Annotated in this window: 16 protein-coding genes; 9 read left to right on the forward strand and 7 right to left on the reverse strand. The window is 38.6% G+C overall.

Features of this window, described 5'->3' with window-relative positions:
• Nucleotides 1-484 precede the first annotated feature (484 nt).
• Entirely contained in the window at nt 485-3055 is a 2571-nt protein-coding gene (locus tag ACIROD_RS18330) for a helicase-related protein (protein ID WP_260357591.1), read from the forward strand.
• A 74-nt stretch (nt 3056-3129) separates the two neighbouring features.
• Here the strand turns inward: ACIROD_RS18330 and ACIROD_RS18335 are convergent, their stop codons facing one another.
• Nucleotides 3130-3339: a YqaE/Pmp3 family membrane protein gene (locus ACIROD_RS18335; RefSeq protein WP_101222258.1), complete on the reverse strand. Its 210-nt coding sequence runs from the start codon at nt 3337-3339 to the stop codon at nt 3130-3132.
• A gap of 295 nt (nt 3340-3634) precedes the next feature.
• Between ACIROD_RS18335 and ACIROD_RS18340 the strand changes: the two genes are divergently transcribed.
• Nucleotides 3635-4306, forward strand: coding sequence for a hypothetical protein (locus tag ACIROD_RS18340; RefSeq protein ID WP_402942731.1), 672 nt, complete (start codon nt 3635-3637; stop codon nt 4304-4306).
• A 112-nt stretch (nt 4307-4418) separates the two neighbouring features.
• Here the strand turns inward: ACIROD_RS18340 and ACIROD_RS18345 are convergent, their stop codons facing one another.
• Together ACIROD_RS18345 and ACIROD_RS18350 are read right to left on the reverse strand one after the other, a co-directional pair.
• Nucleotides 4419-4730 carry a hypothetical protein gene (locus ACIROD_RS18345; RefSeq protein ID WP_101222074.1) on the reverse strand — a complete coding sequence of 104 codons (312 nt, stop codon included), beginning with the start codon at nt 4728-4730 and terminating at the stop codon, nt 4419-4421.
• Between the two features lie 213 nt (nt 4731-4943).
• Nucleotides 4944-5273: a four-helix bundle copper-binding protein gene (locus tag ACIROD_RS18350; RefSeq protein WP_402942734.1), complete on the reverse strand. Its 330-nt coding sequence runs from the start codon at nt 5271-5273 to the stop codon at nt 4944-4946.
• A gap of 171 nt (nt 5274-5444) precedes the next feature.
• Between ACIROD_RS18350 and ACIROD_RS18355 the strand changes: the two genes are divergently transcribed.
• Together ACIROD_RS18355 and ACIROD_RS18360 are read left to right on the forward strand one after the other, a co-directional pair.
• Nucleotides 5445-5831, forward strand: coding sequence for a DUF948 domain-containing protein (locus tag ACIROD_RS18355; protein ID WP_402942737.1), 387 nt, complete (start codon nt 5445-5447; stop codon nt 5829-5831).
• Between the two features lie 92 nt (nt 5832-5923).
• Complete coding sequence (locus ACIROD_RS18360) at nt 5924-6289, forward strand: DUF948 domain-containing protein (RefSeq protein ID WP_260357595.1); 366 nt, start codon at nt 5924-5926, stop codon at nt 6287-6289.
• A 194-nt stretch (nt 6290-6483) separates the two neighbouring features.
• Here ACIROD_RS18360 and ACIROD_RS18365 read toward each other — a convergent pair whose 3' ends face one another.
• Both ACIROD_RS18365 and ACIROD_RS18370 read right to left on the reverse strand, forming a co-directional pair.
• A complete protein-coding gene (locus ACIROD_RS18365) occupies nt 6484-6675 on the reverse strand; it encodes a DUF3934 family protein (RefSeq protein WP_260357596.1) in 192 nt (63 codons plus the stop codon).
• 172 nt (nt 6676-6847) lie between these two features.
• Nucleotides 6848-8179 carry an oligosaccharide flippase family protein gene (locus ACIROD_RS18370; protein WP_101222079.1) on the reverse strand — a complete coding sequence of 444 codons (1332 nt, stop codon included), beginning with the start codon at nt 8177-8179 and terminating at the stop codon, nt 6848-6850.
• Between the two features lie 378 nt (nt 8180-8557).
• On the opposite strand from ACIROD_RS18370, the gene ACIROD_RS18375 reads away from it, so the two are divergent.
• Nucleotides 8558-8836 (forward strand): hypothetical protein, encoded by a 279-nt coding sequence (locus tag ACIROD_RS18375; protein ID WP_157830982.1) that lies wholly within the window; start codon nt 8558-8560, stop codon nt 8834-8836.
• A 283-nt stretch (nt 8837-9119) separates the two neighbouring features.
• Here ACIROD_RS18375 and ACIROD_RS18380 read toward each other — a convergent pair whose 3' ends face one another.
• Together ACIROD_RS18380 and rocF are read right to left on the reverse strand one after the other, a co-directional pair.
• On the reverse strand, nt 9120-10556 hold the full coding sequence (locus tag ACIROD_RS18380; protein ID WP_096339573.1) for an amino acid permease: 1437 nt from the start codon (nt 10554-10556) through the stop codon (nt 9120-9122).
• Between the two features lie 371 nt (nt 10557-10927).
• Nucleotides 10928-11878, reverse strand: a complete 951-nt coding sequence (rocF, locus tag ACIROD_RS18385) for an arginase (RefSeq protein WP_402942742.1) — start codon at nt 11876-11878, stop codon at nt 10928-10930.
• A gap of 486 nt (nt 11879-12364) precedes the next feature.
• Between rocF and ACIROD_RS18390 the strand changes: the two genes are divergently transcribed.
• From ACIROD_RS18390 to ACIROD_RS18405, 4 genes are all read left to right on the forward strand, one after another.
• Nucleotides 12365-14428, forward strand: a complete 2064-nt coding sequence (locus ACIROD_RS18390) for a helix-turn-helix domain-containing protein (RefSeq protein ID WP_402942744.1) — start codon at nt 12365-12367, stop codon at nt 14426-14428.
• Nucleotides 14429-14736: 308 nt separating this feature from the next.
• Entirely contained in the window at nt 14737-16920 is a 2184-nt protein-coding gene (locus ACIROD_RS18395) for an acetate--CoA ligase family protein (RefSeq protein WP_402942747.1), read from the forward strand.
• A 7-nt stretch (nt 16921-16927) separates the two neighbouring features.
• Nucleotides 16928-17386, forward strand: coding sequence for a MaoC family dehydratase N-terminal domain-containing protein (locus tag ACIROD_RS18400; RefSeq protein WP_063593500.1), 459 nt, complete (start codon nt 16928-16930; stop codon nt 17384-17386).
• Between the two features lie 76 nt (nt 17387-17462).
• Nucleotides 17463-17879, forward strand: a complete 417-nt coding sequence (locus tag ACIROD_RS18405) for a MaoC/PaaZ C-terminal domain-containing protein (protein ID WP_402942750.1) — start codon at nt 17463-17465, stop codon at nt 17877-17879.
• Nucleotides 17880-17889: the final 10 nt, after the last annotated feature.

Genomic DNA, 17889 nt, shown 5'->3' on the forward strand with positions numbered 1-17889 from the left:
GGAATCTCAATACCGTGACAGTTGTCCGAATTTCCACTAAACTCAATTAAGGGGATGGATTCGTTTTATGGATGAATAATGTTATCGAGAAAGTTTAAAAATTTACCTTTACTTTATTTTCGGCTTTTTTTTAATATCATTAAATTTTAATTTACCTGATTACAAAATTACTAAACCTATGTATCCATTTCCGGGTTTCCGGGATGGGCATAAACCAAAAATTCCAAATCAATGATCAGTCTATTCTTCATGAATTATACTTTAAATGAATTGGTAAGAGTAACTCCAAGGTGCATATTTGGTGGATTTTGCATATTTACCTTGGAGAGAATAGTATTTGGCATTTCTTAACCTTCTCATGTTAACAGAGCACTTGAATTTAAATAGATAAAACGAATATACCCACGCTCATTTTAAACAATAATTTGGGGAGGATAAAAGGAAGTATTAAAGTACATATTGGATAATTCAAAAGGGGATCATTATGGGAAAATTAGAAAGTATATATCCTATTGCGATTGAGAATACAAAGGAAAAAATAATCCAGGATATGGATTTTTATTTAGAGAATCAAGAGACAATGCCTTCTTATTCAGCATATATATCAGACAGGACGACCTTTATAGAGCAAATTTGGATAAATGTTTGGATAAATAAAGCGTCAAATGATGTGCCCAGAAAGGAAAAAAAGGCATTTTTAAGCGAAAGGGGCTTTGTAACGGAAGGTTCAGATCATAAACTGATCAATAGCATGTTCCGGAACGAATTAAAGAAGTATCGTCCGTTTGATAGCTTAACATGGATTAAAAAAACCTTTGCTGACAATCAGGAAGATTGGGAAAAGAGATATAAAAATGCAAGGGAAAAATTCTTTAGGCGACAAGAAGAACAGCGGCTTGCCAAGCAACGTTGGAAAATACGTGCGAGGCTTCAAGAAGAGGCAAATACATTTTTCGAAAATAACTCCCTTCTATTATATTTACATGCCAGGTATTATATTGCCGGTATATTGACAAAAGATCTTAAGAATAAGCCTAAATTCCAATATGTCGATCCATACTTGCTTGAAGAACAATTGGTGGAAGAGGGGGACTTTCAAGCTGCCGAATACTTAATGGTCACTGATTTTTTTGAAGAGCTGACAGGCGATATTCACTCGTTAGTCGGTTGGGGAAGGAACCGTTATGAATATGAAAATTACTTCTTCAGGTATGAAAGATTAGTTTCGGATTTCATAATGAAAATAGCCCCTGACAAATACTTGAACAATCTATCTGCTGCACTGCATCATGATTTTTTAGAGTCATATGGGGAAAGGCTGACGGTTGAAGCCCTTCAAGGTATACTAAGCGATGAATTGGCCGATTTGTCTCAGTCCTGTTTTGATGAACTTCAGGAAGAATACCTTTCTGATTTACTGAAGCTGGAAGGAATTCCTTTTAATGAAACATTGCACGAAGAAATATACGAAAAAGACGTGGAGAACAGAGAGAGAAGAAAAGCTGAAGTATTGGCAGAGCAAGCCAGGAAGCTGGCAGAAGAGCAAAGGATGATCAATGACATCATCGGTAAGGCCTATACTCCATCATTAGGGAAAAAAGTTCGATATGTTTTGCATATAGGAGAGACAAATACTGGGAAGACGCATAAGGCCCTGGAAAAAATGAAAGAAGCGGAAAGCGGTTTGTACCTAGCTCCACTTAGACTGCTGGCCCTTGAAGTGTTTGATAAATTAAATGCTGACGGTGTACCTTGTTCATTAAAAACAGGTGAAGAAGAAAAGGCAGTGGCGGGTGCTAAACATGTCTCCAGCACCGTTGAAATGTTTCATGAAAAGGATTACCACGAAGTAATCGTCATAGATGAAGCCCAAATGATTGCCGATAAAGATCGAGGCTTTTCATGGTTTAGGGCAATCACGCAAGCTAATGCGAAAGAAGTACACATTATCGGGAGCAATAATATCAAAAAGATGCTTCTGAACCTTCTGAATGAAGCTGATTTGGAACTCCACGAATACAGACGGGAAATACCGCTTGAGGTAGAACAAAGGGAGTTTGGCCTGAAGTATACGAAAAAAGGAGATGCGCTTATTTGTTTTTCGAGAAGGCAGGTACTCGAGACCGCGTCCCGGCTAAAAGAGAGTGGACATAATGTGAGCATGATATACGGAAGTATGCCTCCTGAAAATAGGAAACGGCAAATAGAGCTATTCAATCGCGGTGAAACATCAGTTGTGGTTGCCACCGATGCAATTGGAATGGGATTGAACTTGCCAATACGCCGTATCGTCTTTCTTGAAAATGAAAAATTCGACGGGACACGAAGAAGAAGGTTGACTTCTCAAGAAATCAAACAAATCGCAGGTCGAGCGGGTAGAAAGGGGATTTATGACACTGGAAAGGTAGCATTTACAGCAGATATCAAAATTATGAATAAGTTGCTGGAACAAGTTGATGAGCCAGTTCAAACCTTTACAATCGCCCCAACTTCTGCTGTATTTGAACGTTTTCAAAAATATTACCGGAACCTAGGGACATTTTTCGAAATGTGGGAGAGGTTTGAGCCCCCTAAAGGCACGAAAAAGGCATCACTATCGGAAGAAAGGGAGCTTTACGAACTAATACGGGATACTGAAATCGAAGCCCGTTTTTCATTAATGGATTTATATGGTTTCCTGCATATTCCATTTTCCGCAAAAGAACCAAGTCTTATCAGACAGTGGCTGGAGACAGTCGAAGCGATTGCCGAGAACAGTGACCTTCCTGAACCGGTCATCAAAACAAGGAATCTGGAGGAATTGGAGCTATCTTATAAAGCGATAGGTCTTCATCTATTATTTTTATATCGCATGGGTAAGCGGACCGAAGCTGTTTATTGGGAGCGTATCCGTGAAGAAATCAGTGATGGCGTTCATGATCAGTTAAAAGACGAAATGTTGAATTATCAAAAAAAATGCAAGCGCTGTGGAAAAAGGCTGCCGGATGACTCGCGTTTTCAAATATGTGACGCTTGTTATCATAGAGGGCTTAGGAAGACGCACAGATTCAATTAAACGAATCTTTCGATAGTAATAACCCGAATAAGATGCACCTTGTGCTTCATTCGGGTTATTAGTGGTTGTCTAAATCACTTAGTTGTTTGTTTCGATTTAGAAATAATCGCTGCTTGCTGCTTCATTCGTTTATCAGCTTTCTTATCATGCACCACTAAGATTGCATGAATTAAACCAGGTACATAAAAAAATAGTGTGAGGACCAAATTTAGCACTGCCTGAACGGGTTTACCAGCTAATAATACGGCTAATGGAGGGAAAATAATCGCAATTAAATAAAGAATGGTGAACACTCTCCAATATAAATATTTTTTATCTACTATTACAGTATAATTCTCTCATTTTGATAATTTTTTTATTCCGTTTTCTGATGATACCTCTTGCTATCGACTTGATAAATATATGCTCGAGAGTAGGATTCATACCAACTGAGCCTTCTGGCTCAAAGAAGCAGTCTTTTTCCCCCGATAATGGCAGGAGAGGGCTATGGCAAATGATCGTTTTTTCCGGAGCGGTCAATGTACCGCCGCTTTTTGTGTTAGAATAATCAGAATACTAACTGATGAAAGCGGGAGATTTATGAAAAAAAAGATAGGCTGTTTGCATGCACACTATACAAATATAAAATACATCGAAGCCGCATTCTCGAAATTTGATATTGAATGGCTTCATTTTGTTGAACCGGGATTGATGCATCGGGTGTCATCTGATGCAACTTTTAACAATTCGGATGCTCAAAAAAGGGTAAAAGAACAAGTCGAATGGATTGCCGAATGTAAAGTGGATGCCATTCTGATAACCTGTACAAACTACATCGCCTTTTTAAACGAAGAACAACTATCCTTACCCATGCCTATCATTAAAATCGATGAACCATATTTTGAGCAAATTTGCCAATTGCAGCAACCGCAAATGATTTTATTCACGAACCCAGCAACTGTTGAAGGAACAATCAAACGTTTAAATGCCCATGCTGAAGAATATGCCGCTGTGGATTTTGAAGTTATCATTATCGACAATGCCTTTGAATTGATTATGCAGGGATTGGGAGAGAAATATAACCAGGAAATCATGAACTTCCTTTACCAGTTTAATAACGAAGAAAGACCGATGTCGGTCGCTCAACTGTCAATGGTCGAAGCAGCTATGAGTTATGAGCTTGAGACAGGAAAGGCAGTTTTAAATCCATTACATGCATTAGTGGATTACATGATCGATCAACTGGAACTAAAGTCATTGAGTGTTGAATAAAGGATTTCTGGTGTCGCATGATCGTAAATACAAAAAAATATGTGTTTATATATAATAAGAAAGAAAAATTCCCTGCATGATTAGGTTAAATCCCGATCCAGGGAATTTTTTATTATTCCTTCGTGCGGATTTGTTCACGGATGTTTTCAAGTTCTTCAAGGGATAGGTTCGTTAGGGAATTTTTTATTTCTTCTTCGACCCGTTTTCGATCAAGCTCCCTATATTCGCTCCACCAATCACGCAGCCCTTCGGTGTTTTCGAGAAGATACTCTATATCAATTTCTTCTTGCTCATCATCTGATAAATATCGCATGACCGCACCTAGTAACCGATTGAGTTTGGCTGTTTCGCTTTCCTTATCAGGTGAAGCCGTGGTATCTTTCACTTCTGCATCATCTTTAGCAGGAACATTCCGAGGTGTCATAATATCCTCCTGTTTTTAATACTAGTGTGCCTAAAAAGGGCGGTTTTCAATATATGTTTTTCGTATTGTTAAAATTTCTTGGTATATAAATTTTAACATATACCTCGCTAGAATATATTAATAATATCATCATCCTTTAATAGTACTAACAAAATAATAGGTAGGTAAGGGGGGAGGATAATAAAAGGAATAGCTTAATTGCTATTCCTTACATCAAGCGACTAATTTTCTGCATTCTTCTGCACATCTCAAGCAGGCCTCAGCACATTTTTGACAATGTTCATGATCGTGTTTTTTACATTCGTTTCCGCAGCTTTCACAAATCTTGGCACACACTTCAGCCAACTCTGAAATAAACGGTGTTCCTCTCCCGATCGCCTGTCCTAAATAAGAGCAAATATCCGCACATTCCCGATCCAAGCGAATGCATTCCACCATCATGTTTACATGATCTTCTTTTAAGCATGCGTCGTAGCAATGATTACACGCGGTCATACAATCATTTAAAGTTTGGATAACAGATGAATGATACACATGTGACATGAACAAATCTCCTCCTAAATATGGTCTCACCCTTACTATTAACCTTTAAACTACCCTTAACTTCTTTTAGGATAAAGGTAAAAGGTTCATTAAAACTGAACGGACAAGTGATGGACTTTAGGGAATGAATGGAAGGGACAGTGCATAAATTTAAATGAAGGGAGTGGATATATGAAAATGTTTATTAAATTAAGTGTTGCCAGTGTCTCCGGAGCCGTCGTGTATTTGATATATAATGTCAACCAGACGCTGCGTAAAGGAATGGGAACGCTTGAAGAAACAAATAAGACACTGGAAGAGGTAAGGAATGCAGTACATGGATTGACGCAAGAGTCCAAACAATTGATCCACTCTGCCAATCAAATTACAGCGGATGTAAAAGGGAAGATGGAAAATGTCGATCCATTGCTAGAATCCGCTCAAGATGTTGGGGAAATGATTCATAATGTAACCAATTCCATGAAAGAAGCCAGTTTGGAAGGCCGCCACAAGGAATTATCTCCGACAGCTCCTTTGACTCGAACTGAAGCTGAGGGGGTGCAAATCAAAATCAAGTAGTACCATTTAACATTAAAAACAGGCACCCCGGGATACACTAACATATTTGAAGCAATCGTTTCTATCATTTATTTTAGAGGGGGAGCTTTATCATGATTATTGAATATAGTGTGGCTGCGATAGCCTTAGCCTTCATTTGGTTGGTCGTATTTTTAATCGGTACCCTTCAAAAGGGAATGGCCACGATAGGAGAAGCCAATCAAACCTTGGCTGAAGTGAGAAATGCCATTCATGATCTATCTGGCGAATCGAAACAACTATTGCAAACTGCAAATGAAATCACAGACGATGTAAAAACTAAAATGAAAACGGTTGAACCATTATTGGATTCTGCACAGGATGTTGGTGAAGCGATACATTCAGTTACAGACTCTGTTAAAAAAGCCACTAACGGCTTCCGTACAGATTTTTCCCCGAAAAAAATCAATGCCATCAAACCCAAAAGCCAATTTAGATAAAAAGAAAATATTAAAAAAAGTGAAAGACACTACCGGGAATTGGAGTGTCTTTTTTGATGATATGTATAATAGGCGTGATATGGATATCGCCCGTGGTTTATTATATATAAGACCCATTTCTCTCATACAGATCACTTAACACCCTGTATGAGAATATGGAACAAACATAAAATTATGGGCTTTAGGACAAGCAATTATTTATCTGTCTTGTCACCTTCAGCATGACCGGATGCTTTTGAGTCATTGGAATGTTTGATGCCTTTACTTACATATGGTTTGGCGCTTTTTTTCTTATTGGCACCTGTTTTCCAACGATTCCAGCCCTTCTTGCCCGTTCCTGTGCCGGTACCTTTACCCGTTCCGCTCTTAGCCTTAGCTTTACTCATGAAATCACTCCATTACTATTGTATGGTTAGTTTAAACCATTTTACTTGATTATTACCCAAGTATGTTGAAATATACAGTAACGAAGGTGATATGTACAGGGAAAGGCTCAATTTTTTTAATCTAAATCTTTATATACCAATAACAGCAAGAGATTTTGCTTTGGTTTTTGCCTCACTTTATCGATATCGATCTTGATTTCGTCAGTAAGATGCTTATGCCGATTTTTTTGCAAATGGTCAAGTAGTGCATGAAAGTTAATAATACAGCACCAGTATTCATTCCTAAAATGATTCCTCCCATATTAAGAGAAGCCTGGGAGCCTAGGATATACATCATTAAAAAGGCAACAATATGGGACCATACGGTATGAATGAAAGCATCCTTCACTAAACCAAGGCCGATGAGATAGGCTTGCATGGGAATGACAAAAAAATGAAAAAGGAAATAAGGACATAATAATTTTAAATAGTATGCGGCAGATGTTGAAGAAAAAAAGAGGGAGGTCAAAGGTTCCGCAAAGAAATAAATGAAGATCACAGCCGGAACTCCATACAGTACGGTGAAAGACATCGATTTTTGCAATAAAACCCTCAATTTTTCCTTATCCTGCCTTTTGTAAGCATTCGAAACATTCGGAATGAGCATGATCATTAAGGAATGTGCGATAAAGGCTGGGAAGAAGCCGATCGTCATCGCTACTCCAGTAAGCATCCCAAAATGCTCTGTAGCCACTACCGCACCGAATCCTGCCGAGAGAAGGGCAGTGTGGATCAAAAAAGGTTGGATCGCATTTGTTATCGCATGAAAGATCCTTAACCCCATGGTGGGCAGCGAAACCGCCAATAACTTTTGCCGGGCATGTTTACCGGTTGTCCGTGAGTTTGTACCGCGCCTCATGATTCGCATTTGAAGAATCAAAAGGTTGATCAAGTATAGAAAAACGAGGAACTCACTGCCAATCAAAACAAAAAAGGCCATCAATAATGACTTTTCCTGGTTAAAATGAAATAAGTTAAAGATAAGGAAAAGTAAGCCGAATTGAATGATATCCTTCAAAAAGTTGGAAAAAGCAATCTTCCCCATTTGCTGGACACCCATGAAATAGCCTCTTGCAATTGACGAAAAGGCAACTATTGGGATCACTGTGATGAGCAGCCATTTAATATAGGGATGGTATTTGTCCATTATGGATGAGAAGGAAAGTATGAAAGGCATGACTACACACATTACCAATACGACGACTGCAGCCATTTTAAGTGCATGAACGATAAGATTATAATGCATTGCCTGTTTATTTTCCGCGACGAATTTTGAAATGGAAATATGTAATTCAAGGCTGGCGATCACATATATCAAAAAGAAAATTGGCAATATGGACATATAAAGCCCCATGCCCTCTTCGTGTAATTCCCTGGCTAGGAGCATGTTCACTAAAAATTCGATACATTCACCAAAAAACGCTGCAACAATCAAAATGAGCGTTCCTTTATAAAAAGACTTCATGTTGGACCACTCCTAACAAGGTGTTTGTATAAAGATATGAGACATGCCATGGAATATTCATGAGGAACTGCATATCCCGGCGATACAAAATGCGATTATGCCTATGGCAATCCTTATTAATCGCTTAAAAATTAAATCAGGATAAAGGTGGAAAATTGTATGAAATCGATTGGTTACATACATTTATAATGGGGAAATCCTTACCCATACATCTTCATCAAATGGCTTCATATGGTGAAATTACAAACAAGGGCAAGTTTTTATGTCATTTTCCTTTTCAAAAGTGTCAGATGAATCATGAATATAAGAATGGGACATGAATTTCGCTTTGAAATTCATGCTTTATTTTGCTATCCTTTAGCAGAGGGGATGATCAATATGAAATTCACATCTATTAGTCAATCAAATATAGATGAATTGTGCATTGCGTTTGAAAGTTGTCTTACGAAACATGACATTACATTTAAGTATGTAGATATGACTGAAGAGAACGGAATCATATCGTTCATTTTTTGTGATGACCCGGAAAATGCGAGATCGGTCGACATGGAAAGTGAACGTTTCATTGGATTGGATACCGATTACATAGCCAAGGAAATTTTAGAGCCAATCCTGCCTAAATTAAAGGAATTTGCACAATATAAAATCATCGATTAAGATGATTTTTTTTGTTTTGATATTTGTTTTTATTGCCTAGATGGAGCTGGAAATTTAACTTCCTATTATATGCGCATTATTATAGTCAGGGTATAGTTTGTGGAACTAAAAAAGCTGGAAGGGAAAAGGAAGAGTTCTAACAGCGGTTTACAATTGGCTAGCTATGCAGGAAATGGTGATTATATAAAAGAAATACCCTGGGTGTGATTACATCCAGGGTATTTCTTCTTTGAAAAGCCAAAGATCGCTTTTCACCACTAACTATACTCCACGGTATTCTGGATCAAATGACCATTTTTTTACCGGCATTTAATTCAACTTCCTGCTTGGGAGTTTCAATTTTCTTGATTTTCTTCACTCTAAAGTGATAAACCGCATAACATCCAATGAAGAATGCTCCCCCGCAATAAAGGGCCATTCGCTGCTCAGGAACAAATGCTAAACTGATCATTACGATGCAGTTTGTTATTAATGCAAGTATGGGGATGAATGGGTATAGCGGAACTTTAAATTTCAGATCTTCTATCTTGCCGCCTTGGCGGGTATAGGATCTTCTAAAAGCAAGAAGACTAGCCGAAATGGCAATCCAGCCAATTTGTGCACCTAACCCTGCAAGGGAGAGAAGAAAGACAAATATTGTGTCCGCAGCTACTACACTTGAAAGTAATGACAAACCGGCAATCGCCAGGGTGATGAGCAGGGCATTGAGCGGAATCCCTCTCTTATTCACCAAACCGAGCTTCGGACTTGCCATACCTTCCCTTGAAAGCGAGTAGAGCATACGTGTCGCAGCATAAAGACCGGAGTTCGCCACTGACAAAAGTGCTGTAAGAATGATGAAGTTCATGATGTCAGCTGCATACGGAACTCCGAGACTATCAAGTACAACAACGAATGGACTTTCTGAGATACCGGCTTTTTCCCTTGGGATCAGCGCAGAAAGTACAGTGACAGAAAGAACAAAGAAGAAAAGGGTTCTCCAAACGGTTTGTTTGATGGATTTTGGTATGACCTTTTCCGGGTTTTCACTTTCTCCTGCGGCTATTCCGATTAATTCAGTGCCCTGGAAGGAAAAGTTCACTGTAATCATTGTGATTAGCAGGGCCGATATCCCATTGGGGAAAAGACCCTCAGCGAAAAAGTTTGAGAAAAATGGAGCTTCTTGTCCACCTTTCATATCAATCATACCAAACATAGCAGCACCGCCAACGATGATGAAAAGAATGATGGCCAATACTTTTATGCTGGAAAAAACAAACTCCGATTCGCCAAATGCCTTTGCTGATAAGGCGTTTAGTGAAAAGATGAGAAAAGCAAAGATTGCACACCACATCCATACGGGTGATTCAGGAAACCATCTTTGCATTAGCTGTCCTGCTGCCAGAAACTCTAAGGCGACTGTAACGGCCCAACCTAACCAGTATAGCCATCCGATGGCAAACCCGGTTCCTGGACCGATGAACTTAGTCGCATATGTCTGAAACGAACCGGAAACAGGCATGGCAACGGATAGTTCACCTAGGCAAAGCATCGTTAAATACATGATGAAGCCGCCGACTATGTAAGAGAGGATGGCACCGAAGGCTCCAGCTTCATGAATGGTATAGCCTGAACCGATGAAAAAGCCCGTACCAATACATCCCCCTATTGAAATCATAAATAAATGTCTTGCTTTCATGCTCCGTTTTAATTCATTTGGTTGATTTTCTGCTGTTTTCATTGAAAAACTCCTTTACCTGATGGGTGCAAACGGTTTCATTTATGTTGGGACGTTATTAGGGAATTTGTGTTCTTACAAGTCTAATAGCTTTTGATTTTGATTCTTAGATGATGTCGAATTCCCTCCGAAAAGAGATTACTTCTGCATTAAAGAAGCATGATTCAATGAACATAGGTACCTATGCAGAATTAATTTCGAAAGCGCCGCTTAATAAAGAAAGAGAAGCCAAGCGTCAGGAAACTAGGGATGTAAATTGATTCATGTCGATCATCCGCCAATGGGAAGAAGCTCATAAAAGAAGTATGGGCTTTTCCCTATGGAGCATCACTTTAACGAACTCTCTATATTTCTATCAAAATCATAGAGTCCGATTATTTAACATGAGCCAATAAATCAGGAGTGATATGATCTTCCGCTCCATATAATAATTTTTCCCCAAGTAATGAGCCCATTAATGCGACAGCAACTTCAGCCGTTTTATTATGCTCGTCCAATATTGGGTTTATCTCAACAAACTCTGCTGATGTAATGATATTAGCTTCAGCTAGCATTTCCATGGCAAGATGGCTTTCGCGGTAACTAATACCTCCCATTACAGGCGTTCCTACACCTGGTGCATCATCTGGATCAAGACCATCAAGATCAAGTGATAAATGGACAAGGTCCGTACGTTCTTTCAGGTAGGCAATCGATTCTTCCATCACTTTTGTCATACCCATTCTATCAATCTCATGCATAGTATAGACTTTAATTCCTTTTTCCCTGATTAACTCTTTTTCACCTTGGTCTAAAGAACGGGCACCAATGATGACAATGTTCTCTGGTTTGACTTTTGGAGAATATCCGCCAATTTTAGTCAGTGCAGGGTGGCCAAGGCCCAAACTTACCGCTAGGGACATACCATGTATGTTTCCTGATGGGGATGTTTCGGCAGTATTTAAATCTCCATGTGCATCATACCATATTACCCCTAAGTTTTCAGAATGCTTCGCTAAACCGGCTAATGTCCCGATAGCAATGCTGTGATCTCCACCTAAAACTAAAGGAAAACGATCTGCTTGGATGACTTCATCCACTTTTTGACTCAATTTTTCATTACCTTCTGCTACGTCCTGCAGATTCTTTAAATTTGTGTCACTATCACTTTGTGCTCTTTCCTGTATTTCTACTTTAATATCACCTTCATCACGGACAGTATAGCCAATGTTTTCAAGTCTTTCACTCAACCCTGCATATCTAATGGCACTAGGCCCCATATCTACTCCTCTTCTAGTTTGACCAAGATCCATCGGCACACCAATAATTGAAATTTCCTTCTTCATATGTAATTCCTCCTTCGATTTTTCTTCCCTAGTATAAGGGTAAAAGGAGTGATGACTCAACTCGACATTTTTTTGAATATTTATACGATTGAGAAAAGGGTAAAGGTCCTGGGTTAAAATTCCTATTATTGATTTTTTATGAACATAATATTATACCTTAAGGGGTATTAGTGACAATGGGTGATTCCTTGTAAAAACTGCAATTGTTGAGATTTTTATTCCAGGAATGGAAGTGATAGCGCTGCCAATCAGAATCTTTCGCCAAGGGTGATTCAGAAGATATTGAATATAATTTACTAGATACATTTATTCAGGAAATGGGGCCGTTACACCTATAATGTATGGAAGGATTTTTCATTTTTATATGGAATATATAAAAAAAAACTAAAAATATTTTAATTGCAGTTAGAATATCACGACTTTTTTTCATCTAAACACACTGAGTACTTTGTATTTAGACGCAGTTTGAACTAGGAGGTATTCATGTTGAATAGCAATGATAGACAGAGTGGAAAAATGGAACCGAACCAAAAGAATGAGAGCCTTAAGTATTTATCGAACCGCTGGTCAAGCAAAATTAATAATTTTTTGGTTCTTTGCATATATGAGCAAAACAGTCAATATCATGATTTCAATAATAAATTCAAAACACACAAATTAAAAAATTCGAAGGGGTTTCTAACCTTTAAAGATGGATTGAACAATAAAAGTTTTGTTATTTGGGAACAAGCATATAAAGAGAATGAAGAGCTATTTGCCAAACTGAGGTTAACGGCGAGAAACGAAACATTGTCACATATTGCCCAACATGTCGTATTCTATCTATTAAGTGAATATGAAAGGGTTTCTACAAAAAATCATGCTGTTTTAAAAGAAAAACATTTAATGGAAGATTCAATTTACCAAATGGAAAAAAAATTAAAAAATGAAACTTTTTTGGCAGAGAGATCGGTTTGGGAGGAATTTTACAGCTGGTTTAGACTGCTAGTAAAAGAATGGGTCCTTGAAGAAATAGCCTTATCAATAGGCTTTAATGAAATGGAAAGACTTGATGATCAAGCATTAAATAAGTTATTTTACGAGCATCTCACAAAACATTTTACTGAAAACACTGGATTTTTATCGAGAGTAACAGATATCGTTAATGAATATATTAAAGAGTGGATCGATAAAATCATGAGTGAATTTAATATCGAAAACAATACGATCGAAAAGATAGAAAACCTGCTATGTTTTAAGAGGGATTTTCAGACATCAGATTTATTATTATCCACAATGAGGGATTTTACTTTCAACTTTACCGTCCAAGATCATTTGCTTGTTATGAATAGTGCTCCATATCAGTCAGTTAGAGATGCAATTTATAAAAAAAATTTCGAAATCATTGGAAACATTCCTTACCCTGCAACCCCAATATTAAAGGGTAATACAGAAGGCTTCATACAAATAATCCCTTTTGGTAACGATCATATAACCTATGGGCAGACGAATGTGAAAGAAGCTTGGAACCGAGTCCACTCTTTATCTGATGTGGATGTAGATGTTTTTGATGCTCTTTGCAGCCTTTTCCTGTCAAAGGCTGCTCATAATGAGGAAACAGTGGAAATTTATTTAAATGACCTCCTTTCAATTCGAGGATTAAAGCCAAAACTTGGTGGGTTTGGGCGTCGAGGTGGTTACGAGGCCAAACAGCGTGCTCAAATTTTGAAATCGCTTACAAATATACAAAGCATATGGATTAACATTAACAAAGCTACCATCTATGAAAAAGGTAAGCCTGTTCAGACAAAACTACAAGGGAGGACGTTTATCTTTAAAGATCGTAATGGCGTTGAATATGATATATCAGAAGAAGCAGACAGGAAAAAGATAACGTTCACGATCGATAAGGTTTTCGCCAAATATCTTAATGGTTCTGCACGGCAAGTTGCCCTACTTTCAATAAAAGCACTTCAATATAATCCATATAGGCAACTTCGGGAAAAACGGCTTACAAGATATCTAAGCTGGCGTTGGAGGACCCAAGCAAGAAAAGGAGACTTTTTACAGCCGAATAAAACCAGTACCCTATTGGAATCGATCGGTGAAAAATTAAATGACCGAACACCATCCCGAACTAGGGAACGTTTCGAGAAAGCTTTGGATGTTCTACTGGATGATGGCGTAATTGCATCATGGCATTATGAAAAGTGGGATGAATCCATAGCCGATTATAAAGGATGGGCCAGTATTTGGCTGAATTCGATGATATTAATAGAACCGCCTGATATCATAAAAGAGCAATATTGCTCCATAGAAAAGAAACAAAAATCACACACTGGCAATCGTCTTGCAAAGCAAGACCAGGCTAACCTGAAGAGCAGCGATCATATTGGTGAGCAAATAAGAATCACAAGAAAAAAACTCAACCTCTCTTTATATCAATTAGCAGAAGAACTGGAGATATCAGCCCCATATGTCAGTAACATTGAGAGAGGGATGAAAATTCCATCCTCCAAAATTCAAACGAAAATGAAGAAATGGCTGGAAAAACAGGAACATATTAATTGATCATGAACAAATTAACCCTATTCCTTTATCAGGAGGAGGGTTGTTTGTGTTGCCATATACATAAAAAGTATTGGCGTTTATCTTGTTCCAATGTCGGGGCTATGAATGTAAGAAGTCGGGGTCATCAAGAACACATATTTTTCATTCTATTCTTTTGACCCTGCTGTATATGAGAAATTTCGCCTTTTAAAAATAATTAACTTCCTAATGTTTTAAATGAATTTAACAAACTATCAATTTCTAGAATATTAACCCCCTCCATGTAAGATTAGTTCAAAGATATCTTTTTTAAGTAGGGGGGAAGATTCATGATAGAAAATAAACATTCAAACAATTCTCATGAAACGCTTGAGCCGTTATTCAATCCAAGATCCATCGCAATCCTAGGTGCCTCCAAGAGTGAATACAAAATCGGGAATTTACAGGTCAAAGCCCTTTTGGATGGTCAATTTAATGGGGAGATTTACCCAATCAACCGTAAAGCAAAAGAGATTGAAGGGATTAAGTGCTATGAATCTTTGTCCGATGTTCCGAATGAAATTGATTTAGCCATTTTTTGCCTTGGGGCGAATCAGGTGCAGCAAGGATTAGAGGAATGTGCACGAAAGAAAGTGAAAGCAGCCATCATTTTTGCTGCTGGTTTTTCTGAAACAGGAAAAGAAGGCATCAAGCAACAGGAATTGTTAACAGATATTGCAAGAAAGAATGGAATACGGATAGTGGGTCCCAACTGTGTTGGATTAGTGAATTTGTCGAATGGCTTGATTGGCACTTTTTCCCCTGCCATTCAATCAGTGCCAATAAATGACCAAAGAGGGGTAGGATATGTCTCCCAAAGCGGTGCGTTTGGTGTTTTGACTTATATGGCAGCAGCTCAGAATGGATTGAGTTTCAATTATTTCGTGAGTGTAGGAAATGAAATGGAAACTGAATTCTCGGATGTCATTGAATATATGATCCATGATTCAAAAACAAGTGTGATAAGCGGCTACTTGGAAGGTGCAAAAAACCCGGAAAAATTACGAAGCCTGGCAAAAGAGGCATTGGATAGAAATAAACCCATAATTGTCATGAAAACCGGAAGGAGCAAGGCTGGAAGCAGAGCTGCTGCTTCACATACAGGTTCACTTGCGGGATCGGATCAAGTATATGATGCCTTTTTTAAGCAGGCTGGCATCGTAAGGGCCGATGATTATGAAGATATCATATCTTTTTCAAAGCTATTCCTATCAAAGAAGCTTCCAAATGGACGCAATACGGTTATTATCACCAGTTCAGGCGGGAGGGGAATAAATGAAGCGGATCGCTGTGAATCATACGGACTTACCATCAACCCACTGAGCTCAAAGACAATAACAGAAATCAAACGTAATATACCCGAATATGCAAGCGCTTCCAACCCTGTGGATTTAACAGCGGCCGCATCTGTTTCCAATCCTGAGTTATTTCTTGCACCATTGAGGGCACTTGTAGAAGATCCGGATGTCGATAACATCATTTTTACTGAGTTTCCCTTTAATTGGACTGCCGAGCACCCTTTACTTCAAGAGTTTATTGAAATTTGTACAAGCTCAGATAAATTTGTTTTCATTACCACTTTTCCATTAGACGGCATGACCCTTCCCCTTGGTACCGATGAGCTCGTGAAAAATGGCATACCGGTGATCCCTGGGAACCTTAATCCGATAAGAGGGCTGGCGAAACTAGTTGAATACAGTGAATTTTATCGAAAAAATCTTGAAAATCAAGTTTCCAATAGTACAAAGAAAATAGAGAAACAAAACTTACAGGACATGCTGAAGCCCGGTACTGCTTTAAGTGAATCCGAAGCTAGTATGGTTTTGGAAAGATACAGGATTGCTACCACGAAGCGTGTTATAGCTGCAAATGAAAACGATGCAGTACAAATCGCTAACAGTATCGGTTATCCGGTTGTGTTAAAGGTCGATTCACCGGATATACCACATAAGACGGAAGCTGATGCCATTCGATTGAATGTAAAGACCGATCTTGAGGTCAGGAAAGCTTTTACAGATATTAAGCGGAATGCACTAAATTATAAACCTGAAGCTACAATAAACGGCATTTCCGTTCAGGAAATGTTACCTGATGGAGTGGAGATCATTGTTGGTGCAAGTGATGATCCTGTATTTGGACCGGTTATCATGTTTGGTCTAGGGGGAATATTCGTTGAGATCTACAAAGATATTTCGTTTAGAATTGCTCCACTGTCAAGGCAAGATGCACTTGAAATGATTGAAGAAATCAAGGGCAAGGACATTTTAATGGGAGCACGCGGGAAAGCACCGGTTGATATTGAAGCCATCATTGATGTGTTATTAAAGGTTTCCTCTATAGTTACAGATTATAAACATTCCATTGACGAATTGGATATTAATCCATTGCTGGTCTATGAAAATGGAATCAAGGCCGCTGATGCCATGATTGTTGTAAAAAATAATGTGGATGATAAAACCGTTATTAGGGGGTAGAGAGCAAATGGAACTTGATCATTTGACCGGATTAACAGGAGCTGAATTTATATTTGAAGTCGAAAAGAGGCATATCCGCCAATTTGCTGAGGCAATTGGTGATTTTAATCCCTTATATGTGGATGAAGAATATGCTGCGAAAACTTCATATGGTGGCATTATAGCACCGCCAACCTTCCCGATTGCCATTGGTCAGGATAGCGGCGAAAGCCTTGACTTGGGCCTCGAACAAAAGAGAATGCTGCATGGTGAACAGGAGTTTATTTATTCCCGCCCCATTAGGCCAGGTGATAGATTGCATTGTCAGATGAAAGTATCAAATGTATACGAACGGGAAGGAAGAAAAGGAAAGATGCAGTTCTTGGTACTTGATACAGAAATGAAAGATGAGTCAGGTGAAATGGTGGTCATAAGCCGAACAAATATCATCTATCGGCCCATTAGGAGTGATCACGCTCCTGTCTGAAAAAACATGATGATAATTAATGGCATTAAAGTATCAATATCAAATTCCAGCAAACTGAAAACAGGAGGAATCAGGGATGTTGAACTATGAAAGTTTACATGAAGGTCAAAGACTTGAATCTCTCTTCAAGCCACCTGTAACCAAGGTACAACTTGTTAAATATGCCGGAGCTTCAGGGGATTTTAATCCATTACATACCGATGATGCATTCGCACAAGAGATTGGCATGCAGGGTGTGATTGCTCATGGGATGCTTGTAATGGGCTTTCTCGGTGAATATGTAATGAAACTGGCTGGTGATCAAGCTGTACCGGCAAATTTTAAAATGAGATTTGGTGCTGTAACCGTACCAGGAGATCGGATCACGTGTTCTGCTTTCGTTAAAAATTGGTATGAAGAAAGAGGTCAACGCTTTGTAAGGCTGGACATTATTGCAGAAAAGGAACCAGAACAAGTTGTCGGTTCAGGTGAAGTGGTTTTACGGATTAAATAAAGGTTACAAG

The sequence above is a fragment of the Peribacillus sp. NPDC101481 genome (assembly GCF_044767165.1).
GTDB lineage: Bacteria > Bacillota > Bacilli > Bacillales > DSM-1321 > Peribacillus.